Origin of the sequence: Streptomyces sp. B3I8, from assembly GCF_030816915.1 — a bacterium.
In the GTDB taxonomy this organism is placed as follows: Bacteria; Actinomycetota; Actinomycetes; order Streptomycetales; family Streptomycetaceae; genus Streptomyces.
In genome coordinates this window covers 3,386,059-3,402,836 of the sequence record NZ_JAUSYN010000002.1, presented here as the reverse complement: position 1 = coordinate 3,402,836, position 16,778 = coordinate 3,386,059, and the positions used below count along the sequence as shown (strand labels likewise).

At 71.4% G+C, this 16,778-nt stretch carries 15 protein-coding genes and 1 pseudogene; 8 read left to right on the top strand and 8 right to left on the bottom strand.

Going from position 1 to position 16,778, the window contains the following annotated elements; all coding sequences use genetic code 11:
• Positions 1 to 71: 71 nt before the first annotated feature.
• The 3 genes from QFZ64_RS17220 to QFZ64_RS17210 form a co-directional block, all read right to left on the bottom strand.
• The gene (locus tag QFZ64_RS17220; protein WP_307066703.1) at positions 72 to 926 is read right to left on the bottom strand and encodes a DUF72 domain-containing protein; all 855 of its coding nucleotides are present in this window, start codon (positions 924 to 926) and stop codon (positions 72 to 74) included.
• Positions 927 to 1,211: 285 nt separating this feature from the next.
• The gene (locus QFZ64_RS17215) at positions 1,212 to 1,871 is read right to left on the bottom strand and encodes a response regulator transcription factor (RefSeq protein WP_307066701.1); all 660 of its coding nucleotides are present in this window, start codon (positions 1,869 to 1,871) and stop codon (positions 1,212 to 1,214) included.
• Entirely contained in the window at positions 1,859 to 3,358 is a 1,500-nt protein-coding gene (locus tag QFZ64_RS17210) for a sensor histidine kinase (RefSeq protein ID WP_307066699.1), read from the bottom strand. Before QFZ64_RS17210 ends, QFZ64_RS17215 begins: the two co-directional genes overlap by 13 nt.
• A gap of 191 nt (positions 3,359 to 3,549) precedes the next feature.
• Here QFZ64_RS17210 and QFZ64_RS17205 point away from each other — a divergent pair, with 191 nt between their 5' ends.
• The 4 genes from QFZ64_RS17205 (at position 3,550) to QFZ64_RS17190 (ending at position 8,153) form a co-directional block, all read left to right on the top strand.
• Positions 3,550 to 3,792 (top strand): hypothetical protein, encoded by a 243-nt coding sequence (locus tag QFZ64_RS17205; RefSeq protein ID WP_307066698.1) that lies wholly within the window; start codon positions 3,550 to 3,552, stop codon positions 3,790 to 3,792.
• Positions 3,789 to 4,559: an ABC transporter ATP-binding protein gene (locus QFZ64_RS17200; protein ID WP_307066696.1), complete on the top strand. Its 771-nt coding sequence runs from the start codon at positions 3,789 to 3,791 to the stop codon at positions 4,557 to 4,559. Before QFZ64_RS17205 ends, QFZ64_RS17200 begins: the two co-directional genes overlap by 4 nt.
• A 2-nt stretch (positions 4,560 to 4,561) precedes the next feature.
• A complete protein-coding gene (locus QFZ64_RS17195; RefSeq protein ID WP_307066695.1) occupies positions 4,562 to 7,120 on the top strand; it encodes an ABC transporter permease in 2,559 nt (852 codons plus the stop codon).
• Positions 7,121 to 7,466: 346 nt separating this feature from the next.
• Positions 7,467 to 8,153 (top strand): DUF4232 domain-containing protein, encoded by a 687-nt coding sequence (locus tag QFZ64_RS17190; RefSeq protein WP_307066693.1) that lies wholly within the window; start codon positions 7,467 to 7,469, stop codon positions 8,151 to 8,153.
• 138 nt (positions 8,154 to 8,291) lie between these two features.
• Here the strand turns inward: QFZ64_RS17190 and QFZ64_RS17185 are convergent, their stop codons facing one another.
• The 3 genes from QFZ64_RS17185 to QFZ64_RS17175 form a co-directional block, all read right to left on the bottom strand.
• Positions 8,292 to 8,786, bottom strand: a complete 495-nt coding sequence (locus QFZ64_RS17185) for a putative quinol monooxygenase (RefSeq protein ID WP_307066691.1) — start codon at positions 8,784 to 8,786, stop codon at positions 8,292 to 8,294.
• Positions 8,787 to 9,053: 267 nt separating this feature from the next.
• Entirely contained in the window at positions 9,054 to 9,899 is an 846-nt protein-coding gene (locus QFZ64_RS17180) for a nuclear transport factor 2 family protein (RefSeq protein WP_307066689.1), read from the bottom strand.
• Positions 9,900 to 9,951: 52 nt separating this feature from the next.
• Positions 9,952 to 10,530: an NADPH-dependent FMN reductase gene (locus QFZ64_RS17175; protein WP_307066687.1), complete on the bottom strand. Its 579-nt coding sequence runs from the start codon at positions 10,528 to 10,530 to the stop codon at positions 9,952 to 9,954.
• A 209-nt stretch (positions 10,531 to 10,739) separates the two neighbouring features.
• Between QFZ64_RS17175 and sigJ the strand changes: the two genes are divergently transcribed.
• The 3 genes and pseudogenes from sigJ to QFZ64_RS17160 all read left to right on the top strand — a co-directional run.
• Positions 10,740 to 11,672, top strand: a complete 933-nt coding sequence (gene sigJ / locus QFZ64_RS17170) for an RNA polymerase sigma factor SigJ (RefSeq protein WP_307066685.1) — start codon at positions 10,740 to 10,742, stop codon at positions 11,670 to 11,672.
• A gap of 121 nt (positions 11,673 to 11,793) precedes the next feature.
• A complete protein-coding gene (locus QFZ64_RS17165; protein WP_307066683.1) occupies positions 11,794 to 12,246 on the top strand; it encodes a glyoxalase/bleomycin resistance/extradiol dioxygenase family protein in 453 nt (150 codons plus the stop codon).
• Positions 12,247 to 12,318: 72 nt separating this feature from the next.
• Positions 12,319 to 12,579, top strand: a pseudogene (locus tag QFZ64_RS17160) (site-specific integrase); the annotation flags it as partial.
• A 318-nt stretch (positions 12,580 to 12,897) separates the two neighbouring features.
• Here the strand turns inward: QFZ64_RS17160 and QFZ64_RS17155 are convergent.
• Together QFZ64_RS17155 and QFZ64_RS17150 are read right to left on the bottom strand one after the other, a co-directional pair.
• Positions 12,898 to 13,059: a DUF4177 domain-containing protein gene (locus QFZ64_RS17155; RefSeq protein ID WP_307071739.1), complete on the bottom strand. Its 162-nt coding sequence runs from the start codon at positions 13,057 to 13,059 to the stop codon at positions 12,898 to 12,900.
• A 950-nt stretch (positions 13,060 to 14,009) separates the two neighbouring features.
• Positions 14,010 to 14,423, bottom strand: coding sequence for an Imm10 family immunity protein (locus QFZ64_RS17150; protein ID WP_307066682.1), 414 nt, complete (start codon positions 14,421 to 14,423; stop codon positions 14,010 to 14,012).
• 1,266 nt (positions 14,424 to 15,689) lie between these two features.
• Between QFZ64_RS17150 and QFZ64_RS17145 the strand changes: the two genes are divergently transcribed.
• Positions 15,690 to 16,439: a DUF317 domain-containing protein gene (locus QFZ64_RS17145; protein WP_307066680.1), complete on the top strand. Its 750-nt coding sequence runs from the start codon at positions 15,690 to 15,692 to the stop codon at positions 16,437 to 16,439.
• Positions 16,440 to 16,778: the final 339 nt, after the last annotated feature.

Sequence of the window (16,778 nt, the reverse complement as noted above, 5' to 3'; positions counted from 1 at the left end):
GCGGCGCCGCCTGTTTCACGTGAAACAAGCACTCTTGGATGTTTCACGTGAAACGAGCACCGTTGGCTGCTTCATGCAAAACGAGCGGTGTCACCTGTTTCACGTGAAACATCCACCCGTTCGCCCCACTCGTCGCGCAACAGCTCCTTCATCCGCGCCGCCGCCCGCACGGCGGCCTCCCCGCAGCAGTTGTTGAACAGGACGTGCAACTCCTCGGTCCGGTCGGCCATCGTCCGCAGCCGGGGTATCCACTCCCGCAACTCGTCCGCCGTGTAGTCGTACCGGAACCGCTCCTCCTTGCTGCCCGTTCCCCACGCCGGGCTGCGCCCGTGGAAGCGGACGACGGCCAGGCGGAGCGAGGTGACGGGGGTGACGGGGGGTATGGAGGTGGGCAGGGTCTGCACCATGTCCACGGCGACGGCCGCCAGTCCGAGTTCGGCGAGGAGCGCGCAGGTCGCGTCGTACTGCCGCTCCCGCCACCACGCCGGATGCCGGAACTCCACGGCGACGGGCCAGTCGGCGGCGCGCTCGGCACACTCCCGGAGGGCGGCCACCGCCCGGGAGCCGGGCGAGAACCACGGTGGGAACTGGAACAGCACGGTGCCGAGCCGGCCGGCCTCCCGCAGCGGACGGACGGCTTCGGTGAACCGCCGCCATACCTCCTCGCGCAGCTCCGGTCCCTGGGGGAGTCCGCGCAGCTCGGCGGGAAGCACGCCCTGCCGGGTCGGGTGTCCGGTGAGCGCGGAGAACGCCTTGACGTCGAACCGGAAGCCCTCGGGCGTGCGGTCCACCCACAGGGTGCTGTTGCGGGCGCTGGGCACCGCGTAGTAGCTGGAGTCGACCTCCACCAGCGAGAACCGGGAGGTGTAGTGCCGCAGCCGGCCCTCGGCGTCGCGGGAGCCCTCGGGGTACCAGCCGCTGTTCACCAGCGCCCTGTCCGTCCACGAACACGCGCCGACCCGTACGCCGCCACCGGCTGTGCCGTCGCCCCTGCCTGAGCCCGAGCCCGCGCCTGAGTCCGAGCCCGGGCTGGAGCGCGCGCCCGTGTCACTGCCTTCGCCCCTGCCCGTGTCCCTGTTTCTGCCCTTGCCCCTGCCCCGGTCCATGGGGTCCGCTTAACCCGGACGGGCCCGTGAAAACGCCGAGTGCCGTGCGCGGCACTCGGCGTGACGGCCCGTCGGACGCGTTCAGGAGCGGGACACGGGGACGGATCAGCCCCGCCGCCGTATGTCGTCGAGGTAGCGCAGGACCGCCGCGACCCGGCGGTCGACCTGGTCGGCGGGGGACAGGTCCAGCTTGGCGAAGATGCTGCGGATGTGTTTGTGCACGGCTCCGTCGGTGACGACGAGCCGTTCGGCGATCGCGGTGTTGCCGAGGCCCTCGGCCATCAGCGCGAGCACCTCGCGCTCGCGCGGGCTGAGCCGTTCCAGCCGGCTGTCCTCGCGGCTGCGCGTGAAGAGCTGGGCCACGACCTCGGGGTCGATGGCGGTGCCGCCCTCCGCGACCCGGCGCAGCGCGTCCAGGAACTCCTCGACCCGGCCGACCCGCTCCTTGAGCAGATAGCCGAGCCTGCGGACGCCGCCGGTGAGGAGTTCGGTGGCGAAGGTCTGCTCGACGTAGGCCGACAGGACGAGGACCGCGAGGTCCGGGTGACGGCGCCGGGCCTCGACGGCGGCGACGATGCCCTCGTCGGTGTGGGTCGGCGGCATCCGTACGTCGAGGATGGCGACGTCCGGCGCGTGCTCGTCGATGGCCTTCAGGGCGTCGTCGGCCGTGCCGGCGGTGGCCACCACGTCGAGGGACTCGGCCCGCAGCAACAGGGCCAGGCCCTCGCGCAGCAGGGGGTCGTCCTCGGCGATCACAATCCGCATGGAAGTTCCACTTCAAGGGTTGTCGGGCCGCCGCGGGGGCTGGCCAGGGCGAGTGTTCCGTCATGTGCCGCGATCCGGCGGCGAATGCCGACCAGTCCGGAGCCGCCGTCCTCGTCGGCGCCTCCGTGGCCGTCGTCGGTGACGCGCAGCCACAGTCGGCCGTCGTGCGTGCGCACGGTGACCTGGGCGTGGTGGGCGCCGCTGTGCTTGGCGATGTTGGTGAGCGCCTCGGCGACCACGAAGTAGGCGGTCGCCTCGACGGAGGCGGCACACCGCTGGGGCGCGTCGACGTCGATGCGGCACGGTACCGGGCAGGAGGCGGCCAGTCCGTCGAGCGCCCCGGCCAGCCCGCGGTCGGCGAGCACCGGGGGCAGGATGCCCCGGGCGACCGTGCGCAGCTCGGCCAGTGCCTGCTCGGCGGCGCTCTGGGCACGTTCGAGCAGTTCCTCGGCGCCGGCCGGGTCGCGGGCGACCATGCGGCGGGCGGCGCCGAGCAGCACGGTGACCGTGACGATGCGGTTCTGCGTGCCGTCGTGCAGGGAGCGTTCGATGCGGCGCAGCTCGGTGGCGTGGGCGTCGAGCGCGGCGGCCCGGGTGGCGGTGAGCTGGGCGATCCGCAGGGACAGGTCGGCGTCGGGCCCGGCGGACAGCAGCCGTCGGCCCGGTTCGCCCTGGAGCCGGGCCATGCCGGGGACGAGGCCGAGGATGATCGCGAACCAGCCGACGGCGAGCAGGGCCACGGAGAGCGCGTCGGCCCACGAGTGGGCGACGCCGAACCCCAGCGAGGTGCTGGAGCTGTCCCGCGGCGCGAGACGCCACCAGAGCGGGAAGGTGGCGTCGCGGACCGCGAAGAGCATCAGCAGTATGGCGACGAGGCCGAGGAGCGCACCGAGAGTGCTGTGCCGGACCAGCCAGACCAGCTCGCGGCGGGTGGTGGGGTCGGTGACGGCGAGCCGGAGCCGGGTGGGCGGCCGCTCGGGGGCGATGACCTCCGCTCCCCAGCGGCCCAGCCGGTCGCGTTCGCGCCGGGCCAGGGCGTGCAGGACGCGCAGCACGACCGGGGCGAGCAGCAGCCCGACGCCGACCAGGCACGCGACGGCGGTGAAAGCGGTGGCCAACAGCACGACGCCCGCCATCATGGCGGTGCCGAACCCACTGGTGAGCTGCTCCAGCCCGCGGACCGCGTCCTTGGCGGCCCGTGCGGCGACGGCCCTCAGATCCCGCTCGGTGGCCTCCCCGGCCTGCCCCGTCCCGCCCGCCTTCCCGGACACCGCGTCACCGCCGGATCCGGAGGCACCGCGGGTGCTGCCGGGGCCGCCCGGCCCGGTGTACCTGTGGGAGCCGCCGGGGCCTCCCGCGGCCGCACCCTCCGGGGTTCTCCCGTAGGCCGGAAGCCCACCGTGTGCCCGGTCCTCGTCGCGCGCCTGCGGGGTGTCCCGGGACGGCCGCGTCCCCGAGGTGTCACGGGGTGTGTCGTGCGTCGGCATGGTGGCCTCCTTCCGACAACGACCCTAGGGCGCCGCACCGTTCGCCGTCAGCCCCGGACCCGAGGAGTACAGCCTGCTGTACCCCGGACCGGGCGGCTGGCGGGCTCGGAGGCGCGGGCCCGGCTGCCTAGCGTCTGAGGTGTGCCGAAACGGCGGGCCCACAGCCCGCCGGCGTCCCCGAAGGAGCACTCATGTCGCACCCCGACCCCTACCGCTTCACCGGCCCCGCCGACGACCACGAGCCGACGCGGTCCGGGGTCAGCCGGTCCGACGTCCTGCGCGCCCTGCTCTGGACGGTCCTGGTGATCAGCGCACTCGCCAACACCGTCGCCTCCTACGGCGACGCCTCCACCGCCGTGCACCTCGCGTTCGGGGTCGTCACCGCCGCGTGCGCCACCGTGCTCGTCCTGCAGCGTCTGCGGGGCCGTCGATGAACCGGCCGTTCGCGGCCCCCGGCCAGGCTCGGACCGGGTACGCCGCCCCCGCCCCCGCGATCGTCCTGGACCGGGTCGGCAAGACGTACCAGGGCGGCGTCCGTGCGCTCGACGACGTCTCGCTGACCGTCCCGCGCGGCACGTTCCTCGCGGTGATGGGCCCCTCCGGCTCCGGCAAGAGCACGCTGATGCACTGCGCCGCCGGCCTGGACACCCCCACCACGGGCAGCATCCGCATCGACGGACACGAGATCGCGGGCCTCGACGAGACCCGGCGCACCGAACTGCGCCGCGAACGCGTCGGCTTCGTCTTCCAGTCGTACAACCTCGTCCCGTCCCTGGACCTCGCCGACAACATCACCCTGCCGCTGCGCCTGGCGGGCCGGGCCCCCGACCGCGCGTGGCTGGAGATGCTGGTGGAGCGGGTCGGACTGGCCGGCCGGCTCACCCACCGGCCCACCGAACTCTCCGGCGGCCAGCAGCAGCGCGCGGCCATCGTGCGCGCGCTGGTCACCCGGCCGGCCGTGGTGTTCGCCGACGAGCCGACCGGCGCGCTGGACCTGCGCAGCGCCCACGACGTACTGCGGCTGCTGCGTGAACTCGTCGACGAGCTGGGCCAGACCGTCGTGATGGTCACCCACGACCCGGCCGCCGCCGCCCAGGCCCACCGGGCGCTCGTGATGGCCGACGGCCGCGTCGTCGAGACCCTCGACGCACCCACCGCACCCCGCCTTGCCGACCGCCTGGTCGCCCTGGGAGGACGCTGACCATGCTGCACCTCGCCCTGCGCACCGCCCGTCACCGGATCGCCGCCCTCCTCGCGGTGGCCTGCGCCGTCCTCGGCGCCGCCGCCCTGCTCACCGGCACCGGAGTGCTCGCCGAGTCCGGACTGCGCTCCTCCCTGCCCGCCGGGCGGCTGGCCGGCGCCGATGTGATCGTCGCCGCCGACCAGAGCGTGCGGGCCCCGGGCGACATGACCGTCCCGCTGACCGAACGCGGCACGGTCCCGGCCACCCTCGTGGACCGGCTCGCCGAGCTCCCCGGCGTGACCGGGGCCGCCACCGACCTCGGCTTCCCCGCCGCCGTCCAGACCCTCGACGGCGGCCTCGCCACCGCCGCCGACCCGGCCACCGCCGGGCACGGCTGGTCCTCGGTCCGGCTGCTCGCGCACCCGCGCGTCACCGGCAGGGCACCGGCCGGCGCCCACGAGGCCGCCGTGGACCGCGCCACGGCCACCGCCGCCCGGGCCGCCGTCGGCGACCGGGTCCGCATCGCCGCGGCCGGCCGTCCCGCCGCCGACTACCGCCTCACGGCGATCGTCGACGCGCCCGGCGCCGGCGTCCTCTTCGCAGACTCCGCCGCCACCGCGCTGGCCGGCCGGAACAGCGGCCCGCGCGCCGGCACCGTCGACCTGATCGGACTGCGCACCACCGCCGGGCACACCGACGAGGTCGCCGCCGCCGTCCGCGACCGGCTCGCGGCGTCCGGCACCACCGCCGAGCACCTGAAGGTCCTCACCGGCAGCGACCGCGGCGACGCCGTCTCCCCCGGCGACGGCGCCTCCCGCCCGCTGCTGCTCCTGCTCTCCTCCTCCCTGGCCGGCGTGGTCGTCCTGATCACCGGATTCGTGGTGGCGGGCGCGCTGACCGTCGCGGTGAACGGACAGCGGCGCGACCTGGCCCTCATGCGGGCGGTCGGCGCCACCCCGAAGCAGATCCGCCGGCTCGCCGCCGCGCAGGCCATGGTCGTCGCCGCGGTGGCGTACGTACCGGGCGCCGCCCTCGGCTACCTGCTCGCCGACCGGCTGAGGGACCTGCTCGTGGACCGCGGCGCGGTGCCCTCCGCGCTGCCGCTCACCGTCAGCCCGCTGCCCGCGCTCGCCACCGCCCTGCTGCTGGCCGGCGCCGTACAACTCGCGGCGCGGGGCGCGGCCTGGCGCACCTCGACGCGGCCGGCCACCGAGGCGGTCGCGGAGTCCCGTACGGAGCCCCGCGAGCCCGCCCGGTGGCGGACGTACGGCGGTCTGCTGGTGATGGTCGCCGCGACGACGCTCTCGGTCGCCCCGCTGCTGTCGCGCACCGCGATCGGCGCGGCGGCGACCCAGATGGCCGGCATCCTCGGCGCGATCGGCCTCGCCATGGCGGGCCCGGCGCTGACCCGGTGGGCGGGCGGCGCGCTCGGCCGACGACTGCGCCCCGGCACCACGGCGCCCACCTGGCTCGCCGTGGCCAACGTCCGCGGCTACGCGCTGCGCGTCGCGGGGGTGGTGAGCACCCTCGCCATGGCGGTCGCGTTCGTCCTGACGTATACCTTCACCCTGACCACCGTCGCGGAGGCCACCGCACAGGACACCCGCGCCGGCACCCTCGCCCAGCACCGGGTGACCGCGCCGGGCCTCGGCGGACTGCCCACCGGCCTCCTCGACGACGTACGGGCCACCCCCGGCGTGACGGCGGCCGCTCCCGTCACCTCGACCACGGTGGTGTACTCCTACCGCGAACTCGGCGACGTCACGACCGAGTCGGCCGCCGCGACCGTTCTCACCCCCGACGCCCCCCGCGTCCTCGACCTCGACGTACGCGACGGCAGCCTGGCCCGCCTCCGCGGTGCCACGGCGGCGATCAGCGACGACACGGCGCGCTCGCTCGACGCGGCCGTCGGCGACCGGATCACGCTCACCCTGGGCGACGGCACCACCACCCACCCGCGTGTCGTCGCCGTCTACCGGCGCGGCCTCGGTTTCGGCCCGTTCGCCCTCTCCCACGACCTCGCCGCCCCGCACACCACGACCGGCCTCGACCAGAGCGCCCTCGTCCGCACCGACGGCAGCCCGGAGGCGGACCACGCCCTGGCGGCCCTGGTCGCCAAGACGCCCGGTCTGGACGTGGGCGACACCGCCGACGAGAGCGACGGCGGACTGTCCGACGCGCCGGCGGAGGTCTGGATCAACCTGGCCACCATCGTCGTCCTGCTCGCCTACCTGCTGCTGAGCATCGCCAACAAGCTGGTGGCGACCACCTCCCAGCGCCGGGAGGAGATGGCCACGCTCCGCCTCAACGGCACGACCCCGGCCCAGATCCGCGCGATGATGCGACGCGAGGCGGTACTGATCACCACCGGGGCCCTGCTCGCGGGCATGGCCCTGACGGTCGTCCCGCTGGCCCTGCTGGGCACCGCCTTCCTGCACCACCCCTGGCCGGCGGGCCCGGTCTGGCTCGTCCCCGCCACGGTCCTGACGATCGCCACGGTGGCGTACCTCTCGCTCCAGCTCCCCACCCGCCACGCCCTGCGCACATCGCCGGCGGCGGTGCTGGGAGCGCGGGGGTAGCCGGTCGGGAGGGGGCGGTGAGGGGCGGCGGGGAGGGGTCGCGTGGTCACCGGTCGCGGTCGAGTGCCGCCCGCGTCACGGAACTGTCCCGGCGGACGGCGGCCTGGTACGGACCCGGGGCGGCGGCGGAAGCCGCCGCCGCGGCCGCGTCCCGGCAGGGTCGGCGGGGTGCGCCCCGAAAGAGAGTGCCCGGAGTCGGCAGTCCCCGCTGTAACAGGGATGTATTAGGCGATGACCGGGAGGAACGCGAAGCCGGCCGGACCCGCTCTAGGTGATCAGAAACGCTCGCTCGTACCGACGGACGGGCACCCCACCGGCACCACCGACCGACATCGAGGAAGACACCATGCGCGCTCACAAGATCACCATCGCCGCCCTCGCCCTCGCCGCGGGCCTCTCGCTCACGGCCTGCCAGAACGACGACAACGCCATGGCACAGGGCGCAGGGTCGGCCGCGTCGTCCGGATCCTCCTCGAACGGCGGCAGCGCGAACGGCGGCTCGGCGCACAGCGGCTCGAACGACAGCTCGGCTCAGGGTTCCGCGAAGGGATCCAGCGGCAAGAACTCGGGCGGGCAGGCCGCCACCGGCGGCAACGGCTCGGCCAAGAGCGGCATCGGCAAGTGCCGCACCGACGGCCTGGACATCACGGCCAACGACGCCACCGTCACCGGCGACGAGAAGAACACCGTCAATGTGACGTTCACGAACACCAGTGGCAAGTCCTGCACGATCGCGGGCTTCGCGGGCGTCGACCTCAAGACCAGCGCGGGCACGGTGTCGGCGAAGCGCGAGGGCGCGGCGGCCCCCGCGGTCGTCCTCAAGAACGGCGACCACGACACCTTTTACGTCTCCTACCCGGTCAACGACTCGGGCGGCTCTGGCGTCCGCATCACCGGGCTCGTGGTGACCCCGCCGGACGAGACGAAGTCGGTCACCCTCGACTGGCCGGGCGCCGCCTCGCTCCCCGTCACGGACGGCTCCGGCAGCACGGTCACGGTCGGCCCCATGGGCAGCGCCGGCCAGGGCGGCTGATCGGAGGACCTGTACCGGCCCCGCCCGCCGGCCCGCGCCGGAACACCGGCGAGGCGCATCCGCCGAGGGGCCCCACCACACACGGTGGGGCCCCTCGGCGCATACGCAGACCAGTCGGGGAAGCGGCCGCGACGACGTTCAGACCCCCAGCCCACCCAGGACGGACACCTCTTGCCCGGTGAACTCCCCCGTCAGCATCGGCATCGCCCTGCCGATGGCGGCCCTGGTCTCCGGCAACTCCAGCGAAGCACGGTGGTGCTCCCTGCTCTGCCAGACCTCGGTCACCCAGATCGTCACGTCATCGTCGTCGGCCACACCCACCACGTAGAGATGGCACCCGGCCTCACGAAGCCCGTCCGCACCACTCAACAGAATGGAGACGACGTCGTCGCGAAACCCGGGCTTTGCCTTCATCGACCCGATGTACCCGTAACCCACCACTTCCTCCTCCCCGGCACGGGGCCCGCCCGTACCGGGGAGGAGACACTGCCACCGCGGCCCCACCACCGCAACAACGACACCCCACGCGAGACGGACAACGACGAAGGGCCCCGCCAACAGTGAGGCTTTGACATCGTGCCCGGTGAACGCGGTGGAGCTGACGCGGGCAGCAGGCCGGGAAGCGGAGATCAAGGACGAGGTGGAGAAGATCCGGCACCGTGCCTGTCCGCTGGAGAAGCGGGGGCCGGCCGGTGCGGGCGAAAGACGGACGGTTCATGCCCACGGCCGCACCTGAACCTCCGTCCAGATGATCACCTGCTGCCACTCGAACAAGATCCGGCTTGCCACAACGCGCTTCTCTTGGGGGAGTCGTGTCGGCATGCTCCGAGAGGTCGGGCCGGACCCGGAGCCGGTCCTCGCCGCTCGACACCTCAGTGACGAGTTCTGCGCGGAATGCGACTATCCGTGATCCGCGACGGATCCACCAGGACTCCCGGCGAGTGGTGTCGAGTCCAGGTAACGAATCTCATACACGCGTTCAGCGAAGCGCCAGCCGTCCGGGGTGCGCCGGTAGCGATCGTGGTAGATCGCGTGATTGAGGTGCGAGGCGCCACCACGCGTCCGGATGACCTCGGAGAGACAGGCGCGGCCGGTTGCGGTGTCTCCTGAGAGTGAGACGACCCCGGGGTGGGTCGTCTGGGCGAAGACCTCGAAGCCGGCCTCACGTCGCTGCCCGAGACCCCGAATGCCGTCGTGGCCGACGGCCTCGATGCCGGCGTCCGGAATTCGGACAACGCCGTCCGGCATGAAGAGTGAGGCAAGTCGATCGTGGTCGTTCATCATCGCCGCGTCCGTGAACTCCGCGCGGAGCGCCTCGATCTCGAAGCGGTCCCTCAGCTCGTCCGGTTCACTCCTCACCGCCTCGCCCACGAGACGGCCGCCGACGGCGGTGCGGTCGTCGCGTGTGGCGACCAGGTCGACGACGATCCTGCCGCGATGTTGCTCGCCGAGCGCCATGGCGACCGCGTCTGTCACCGCGGCGACGAGCCGGGCCGCGATCCGCGGCCCGTCGGACCGGGTGAGCGACTTTTCCCGGACGGCGAGCGTCACGGTCGGCGCTGACTCATGGCGCGCGACCCCGCCGACGGCCCAGCGGCCGACCGCGAGTCCCGCGAGCTGTACGACCACGAGGTTGCGAGCCCACTCTCCGTAGACGGAGGTGACCGCGTCCGTGAGCCGGGCGATGAGGTCGTCCTCGTGCCCGGTGATCTGAGGCTCGAGAGCATGGACGGTGAGATGAGGCATGATCGATCCTCTCCCTTCTGGTCTCAATCGGTTGTCCCTCGGGGGAGGCGGCTCAGGCGACGGACACCGCGCGGGCACTTCGCACGGGCTCGAGTGCCGCGGTCCAGGCGACGACACGGTCGAGCAGTTCCTCCAACGAGCGCGCCCTGGACTCACTCGGAGTGAACACCGTGAAGTTCTCGAAGTCCGTGGCCAGGTGAAGGGAGACCTGGGACGGCACGTCCGCGAGCCCGAGCAGACCGCAGATCTGCCGCAACTGGGCCGCGGACCCGGCGCCGCCCGCGACGCCGTAAGCGACGATCCCGGCGGCCTTGTTCGCCCAGCCGGCGTAGACGAAGTCGATGGCGTTCTTGAGTGCGCCGGGGAGCTGGGTGTTGTACTCCGGCGTGACGAACACGAATCCGTCGAGCCTGTCGATCGTGCGCACCCAGGCCCTCGCCTCGGGGCCTCCGGTTCCGCCCATGGCGGGGGGAACCGGCTGGTCGAAGAGCGGAAGCCGGAACTCGGCGAGATCGACGAGCTCGAACTCGGCGTCGGACCTCCGCGCCGCGACGTCGTGGACCCACCCGGCGACCTGCGTGCCGAGCCGTCCCGGACGCGTACTGCCGATGATGATGCCGATCTTGGTCATGATGCGTTCTCCTGTCGCGAGATCGGGGCGAACCATGGGCACGCGGTCGCCGCTGTGGCCGACCGCTGTGCCAACGCCCACACCGACGCGGCAGTGGCCCCGATCGTCAGGAGACGGGTGGCCGTTGGTCGCCCGCTGACGTTCGCGGGGCCTGATCCGTCGTATCTCGCAGGAGGGTTCGTACGTGGCGAGCGAAAGGCGCTGACCGAATGGACATCACAGGCGGAAACGAAGACGCTCCGGCGCACCTTGCGGACGAGCGGCTCATGGCGGAGCGGCGCAACCTCGCCAATATCGCCTACCGGCTGCTCGGCTCGCTGACCGAGGCGGAGGATGCCGTCCAGGAGGCGTACACCCGTTGGTTCGCGCAACCTGTCGAGCGCCGGGACGCCATCGCGAATCCCGCAGCCTGGCTGACCACTGTCGTGAGCCGGATCTGCATGGACCAGCTCCGTTCGGCGCGGATGCGCCGCGAGCGGTACGTCGGTGAGTGGATTCCGGAGCCGCTGCCGGCGCGGGCCGAGTGGAGCGAGCTCTCCCACGGATCGACGGCGAGGGATCCCGCCGACGACATCACGTTGGACGAGTCCGTCGAGATGGCGTTCCTGGTCGTGCTCGACTCGATGACGCCGGCCGAGCGCGTCGCCTTCATGCTGCACGACGTGTTCCGGGTGCCGTTCAACGAGGTCGCGGAGATCGTCGGCCGCACGCCGGGTGCCTGCCGCGAACTCGCCTCGTCGGGTCGTCGACGAGTGGCTGCTGCCCGCACCCGAGGTGTACGGGCGCGGCGGCGTTCTGCCATCGTCGGTGAGTTCCGGCAGGCGTGGCAGGCCAAGGACGTTGATGCCCTGGTACGACTCCTCGACCCGTCGGTCGTCGCCATCGCCGACGGTGGCGGTCGCGCGATGGCCTCGCCGGTGCCGGTCCAGGGCCACCTTCGGGTCGCGGAGTTGCTGGTACACCTGGCGGGTCTCGCGGGCCGGCTCGACCTCCTCGAGCGGACCGTCAATGGCCAACCGGGGCTCGTCGCGGTGAACGGCAGTGAGGTGCTGACCGTGTACGCGTTCGACATCGACGAGTCCCGTATCCGACGTATCTGGGCGATTCGAAACCCGGACAAGCTGCAGTCATGGGGCAGCTGAGGCGCGCGTCGACCTCGAGCCTGACGACTCCCGCGGCAAGGCCGTCGATCGGTCGGGCCGTCGGCGCGCTGCGATGCCGTGCTCGAACCGGCCGCACCTATATCTCAGGAAGGAAGCACCGATGTCGTTCAGCTCCCACACCCTGCACCTGACCGCTCGCGGCGCGGACGAGGCATCCGCCTGGTACCGACAGGCCTTCGGAGCCACGGAGCTCACCAGGCTGGTGGTACCCGGCGGCCGGCTGATCCACGTCCAGGTCCGCATCGGGACGCTCACCCTGATGCTGGCCGACGAGTTCCCCGAGATGGAGTCCTTCGGGCCGCAGCACTTCGGCGGCACCTACGGTGCCGTCTACCTGCATGTCGACGATGTCGATGACACCTGGCAGCGGGCCGTCGATGCCGGGGCCACCGTGATTCGTCCGTTGAGCAACACCTTCTGGGGCGAGCGAGAAGGTCAGCTGCTCGACCCCTTCGGTCATCGGTGGGGGCTCACACAGCATCTCCGCGACGTCCCGCTCGCCGAGCTCCAGGAGCTCACGACCGAAGCATTCTCCGGCCTCACCGCGGGCTGAACGCTGTGGAGCCGGCGGCATGTTCCTGAGGGACTCTCCCGCACAGTTCGACGAGCCGGCTCCGGGCGGTGGCCGACTCCCGGGCCGCTGAGCCCGAACACCGACTGCCACATCCGGAAGCGGCTTCTCCGGGACGCCGGCGTTCGGAACGGCCGCCTTCACGACGCTCGGCACACCGCCGAGACCGTCCTCCTGGTCCTCGGGGTCCCTGACGTCGTGGCCGACTCGATCATGGGACGGGAGCCCGGGGGAGCGGCCCGGAAGATCGAGCACGCCATCTGGGGAGCCCCGGAAAACCTCGCTGTGGACAAAGACCAGGACAACGGCGCTTGAGGACAACGACGAAGGGCCCCCTGTTTCCAGGGGGCCCTTCGACATCGTGCCCGGTGAGGCACTGGCGGAGGATACGAGATTCGAACTCGTGAGGGGTTGCCCCGAACACGCGTTCCCACTGTGGTGGTGGGATGTTGGGCAGCGTGCGGGGGTGTTCACCTGCGTTCATGAGCGGCCGACCGCCGGTGCGGGGACAGTTCCGGGTCTCGCCTGAACGGCTGTGAACGACGCTGAATGAGACGGAAACCGAGACTGCCGTGCGACGGAGGACGCTCGCCCCATGGACGGGTCCGTCGCCAGGTCATGGCGCGTCGGTTCTCATGCGAACTTCGGCCGCTTCAGGTAGGCCACCAGCTGCTCGGGGTTGTTCGGCCCGGGCACGACCTGGACGAGCTCCCAGCCGTCCTCGCCCCAGGTGTCCAGAATCTGCTTCGTGGCGTGGACGAGCAGCGGCACGGACGCGTACTCCCACTTCGTCAGCTCCGCAATCCCACCTCCGGTGTGGGCGGACCGAGGAATGGTGTTGCTCGAGGCGGCCTTGGCCGCCTTAGGGCTTTCCGCCTTTGCTTGCCCACTGACTGGTGACAACAGCAACGGCGCCGCGCCTATCGCGAGCAGCAGTGCAACGCTGAGCGACCACCAACGGGGGCGGGAGCCGAAGCGGCCCAGCGTCGAGCGAGTGATTCGAGCCATGGAAGTCCTCCTCGTGATTGGGGACCGGGACGCCGCAGGGGCCCCGTCAACGGGACGAGGCCACCCACAGGTACTGGCAGCCCGGATGGCGGCGAGGGATGTTCATCCGTCACGTCGGATTTCGGGGCCAACCACTGTGCGTAGCGATTGGACACACATAGCGACGTTAGGTGGACACAGATGCTTTCGCACACCCCCAGGTGCCGAACGAGTGAACGAGAGATCGGCGCCCTGGGCTCGGTGGCAGAGCGGCGCACGGAGTGGGTCACGCGTTCGCCTACGGGCGGCCGCACAACGGCCTTGAGGCTCTGCAGGGGCCCCCAGCTCTGCCGGTGCGTGGCTTCGTTCGGCGGACGGCCGGACCGGCACCTTCGTCGCGGCCCGTTCTCGGCCTCAGCCGACGAAAGCCCGCCACAACGGCGCGTGTCGGAACGGCCCGGACCATGATCGGCTCGGGCCGTTTCCCCTGGTGCCCCGGCAGGATTCGAACCTGCGACACCCGTTTCAAGAGTTCGATCCGAACCCGCTGCGGCGGCTGTCGTCCACTGGTGCGACGGCCGGACAGGGGTGCTGATGTACGCCCTCGTCCGGTGTCGTTGATGTCAGCAGTGGATGTCGGAAGCCTTCTGATATGTGGCTCCGATGAGAACAGCCGTCCGCGTTCATACCGGTCGGGATGCCACCCTCCGAAGGCATCCTCGGGCGGGTTCGGTTGTTGTACTCGGCCGCTGAACTCCCTACAGCCTGATCAGTCTTGGGCGGGCTTCCGGGCGCCCGTAGGCCAGGGTGCGCGGCAGTACCTCGAGCATGCGTGTCACGTCGGCCACCGGCGCCCTGAGCAAGGCCTCGACGACGGGATCGGCCAAGCCGAGGGCGTCCAGCGACGAGGGGTCCAGTGTCACTCGCAGTACGTCGCCGTCCAGTTCCACTTCGCGTACGCAGCCGTAGGCGGTGCCCTGGTCGGGTGTGACGAGGCAGTGTGTGTCCATGCCGAGACGCACTTCTTGCGAGTCGGGCTCGTCGAAGTCACACATGAACAGCAGGGAGAACGCCGCCTCGTCGTCCGACTCGGCCACCCCCGCCATGACACAGTCGCCTTGGTCCGCCTCGTCGAGACCGCAAGCAAGCTGCGCCGTGAATCTGTACGTCATGCGGCCGTTGTAGCACCCGTCACCGACACTCGCGATCACATCGTGGCGAGCATCGACGCGGGTTCGTTGTGCCGCAGCCGACGACAGTCCGCCACGACGGCGGCGGCGCCAACCGATCAGGCGCGCGTGTGCCTCGCTGCACCACCGCCGGCCTCCGCCACGCTGCTGGATGACGTGCGTCCGAGCGACCCTCGAGGAGGGAGCCGCGGTAGGGGAGCATTGCGTTTCGACCTCTTCGTCCCGAAGCAACTTGATCGGGCGCCTGGCCTTGGGCTGGTGTGGCGCTCACCTGCACTGACGGTCCACAGACGTCCGTGCTCGTCCGTCGACGTTGTCACGCAGTGAGACACTCACCCCGCGACTTCGGCTCACTTCTTGCGGCGCTTGCTCGCCCTTTTCTTTAGCTCGGCCTGGCCACGCTTCGTCCAGCCACCTTGGTGGAGGTAGCAACGCGACGTGTCCTTCATCGTCTTGTTGCGGCAGCTGCCTCGATCCGTCGGCCAACCACACTTGCCCTGCTTCCACTCACCCACGGTCCTTCCCCTCCCACTGATCCGCCTTGAGTTCGGGCATCCAGCCTGGGGCACCTTGCCCATGCAGGGCAGGGCGCATGGCCGTTGGCGTCAGGCGATCCGGGCGCACGCCGGTCAGTACTTCGAGCCCAATGGGCCTGGCACCGACCACCGCTTTAGTAGGGCGTGCGCGCAGCACGCACGAGCGGAGCGCCGATGGGGCTCCACCCCTTCTGGGGACCGCGGGCATTCCCGACAGCGCGCTGAGAATGAGCGACGGGAGGGTTAGCGCCGCAACCCTCTCTGAGCTGCGCTTTTGTCGACTTGATGCGGTGATCCGCAGGGCCCTGCACCATTGGATGGCTAGACGTGCAACTCGGTCACCGTTCTCCTCGTCGAGGTAGATGGTGGGCGAGCCGCCACTGGGACTCTCCGGGTCCTTACCGAGCTTACGGAGGGCCATGATGTCCTCCTCGGATGCCGGTAACGATCTCTGTGCCAGAGCTTGCCCGCGACGGAGCCCTCAAGCCAGGAACTTGCCGAAACTTGCCAGGACTTCGGGCAGCGACCGGAGCAGTGAAACCTGGTCGAGCGGCAGGACGAGTGGATGCGGTCCACGTCGAAGGATCACCAGTTCGCCGGAGGCAGACAGGGAAGCCCCGGCAACCACTGGTGCTCGGCGAACAAGCATGTCAACGTGGACGACCTTCTGAATCCCCAGGTCAATCACCGTGGTGGACCTGTCCGCGAGCCTATGGAGGCGCCCCTGCCCCCGCACCATCCCAGCGATCCCTTCTGCCCCGAACCACCGGGCCCGGTGTACTGGGTCACCCCGCGCCACTTGGCCGGCGACGACGATGCGCTTGCCGAGCGGATCGGCGACACCCTGTCCGGCCTCGGTTGGCGCATGTGGCCCACCGCCCGCCGCACCCTGCTGTACGTCAGCCCGGACGGGCTGTGGGGTGCCGAGTGGGTCCTTGCGGCCTACCCGTTCGAGCTGGGCGGCCTGCCGGTGGCCTGGCAGCTGAGCGCCCGCCCTCATGCCGCCTCGGTGATGACCGCGTGGAACGCGTACTTCACCGCCGGTGTCCCGTACGAGGCGCTCGCCGATCTCCTCGTGGAGATCGACAGCCGCAGGGCGCCCGACGTCGGCTTCGAGGGGCCCGAGACCGTCCTCAGCGCGCTCTCTGCCCGCGGCTGGCTTCGCGACGCTGACCGCCCCCGCACCACCGCGATGGATCCCGGATTCTCCTGCAGCGTCTCCCTGGAGATGGTGCCGCCGTTCATCGAGGACGCCGACCCGCGCCCCGACCTGGTGGGTTGGCAGGCATGGGCGGAACCGGTTCTCGGCGCCCCGTATCTGTGGTGCGCCAGCTTCAGCGCCAGTGTCCCGCACGACCTGGTCGCCGCGTTCGCCTCCTCACTCGCCTCACCGGTTCCGGTGCCCCGCCGCACTGTGCCCGAGGGCGCCGAGGGCCGGCTCACCGTCATCCGCCTCAGCTGACGACCCCTGTTCCAGAGGATCCGCTGGCGGGCGGCTCGCCGATATCCGCATGAGCGGACGCACATGCCGTGCCCGCCAGAAGACAGAGAGGAAGAGATCTTGTTCTTTCGACGTGCTCGCGAGGACCGCGCGTTCCGTGAAGCCCAGCGCGCGGGCTATGAGTTGCTCCTACAGCTACAGGCCACGCAGCCGTGGCCCGACGCGCCCGAGCCGACGGCAACGGCTCCGGCTGCGGAGGAAGCTGTGGCGGTCGACTTCTTGCCGCCGGAGTTGCGGGTGCCGTCCCGGCGGGAGGTGGCCGGACTGATGATGCGCTGCCAGCAGCCGCTCGTCATCGGC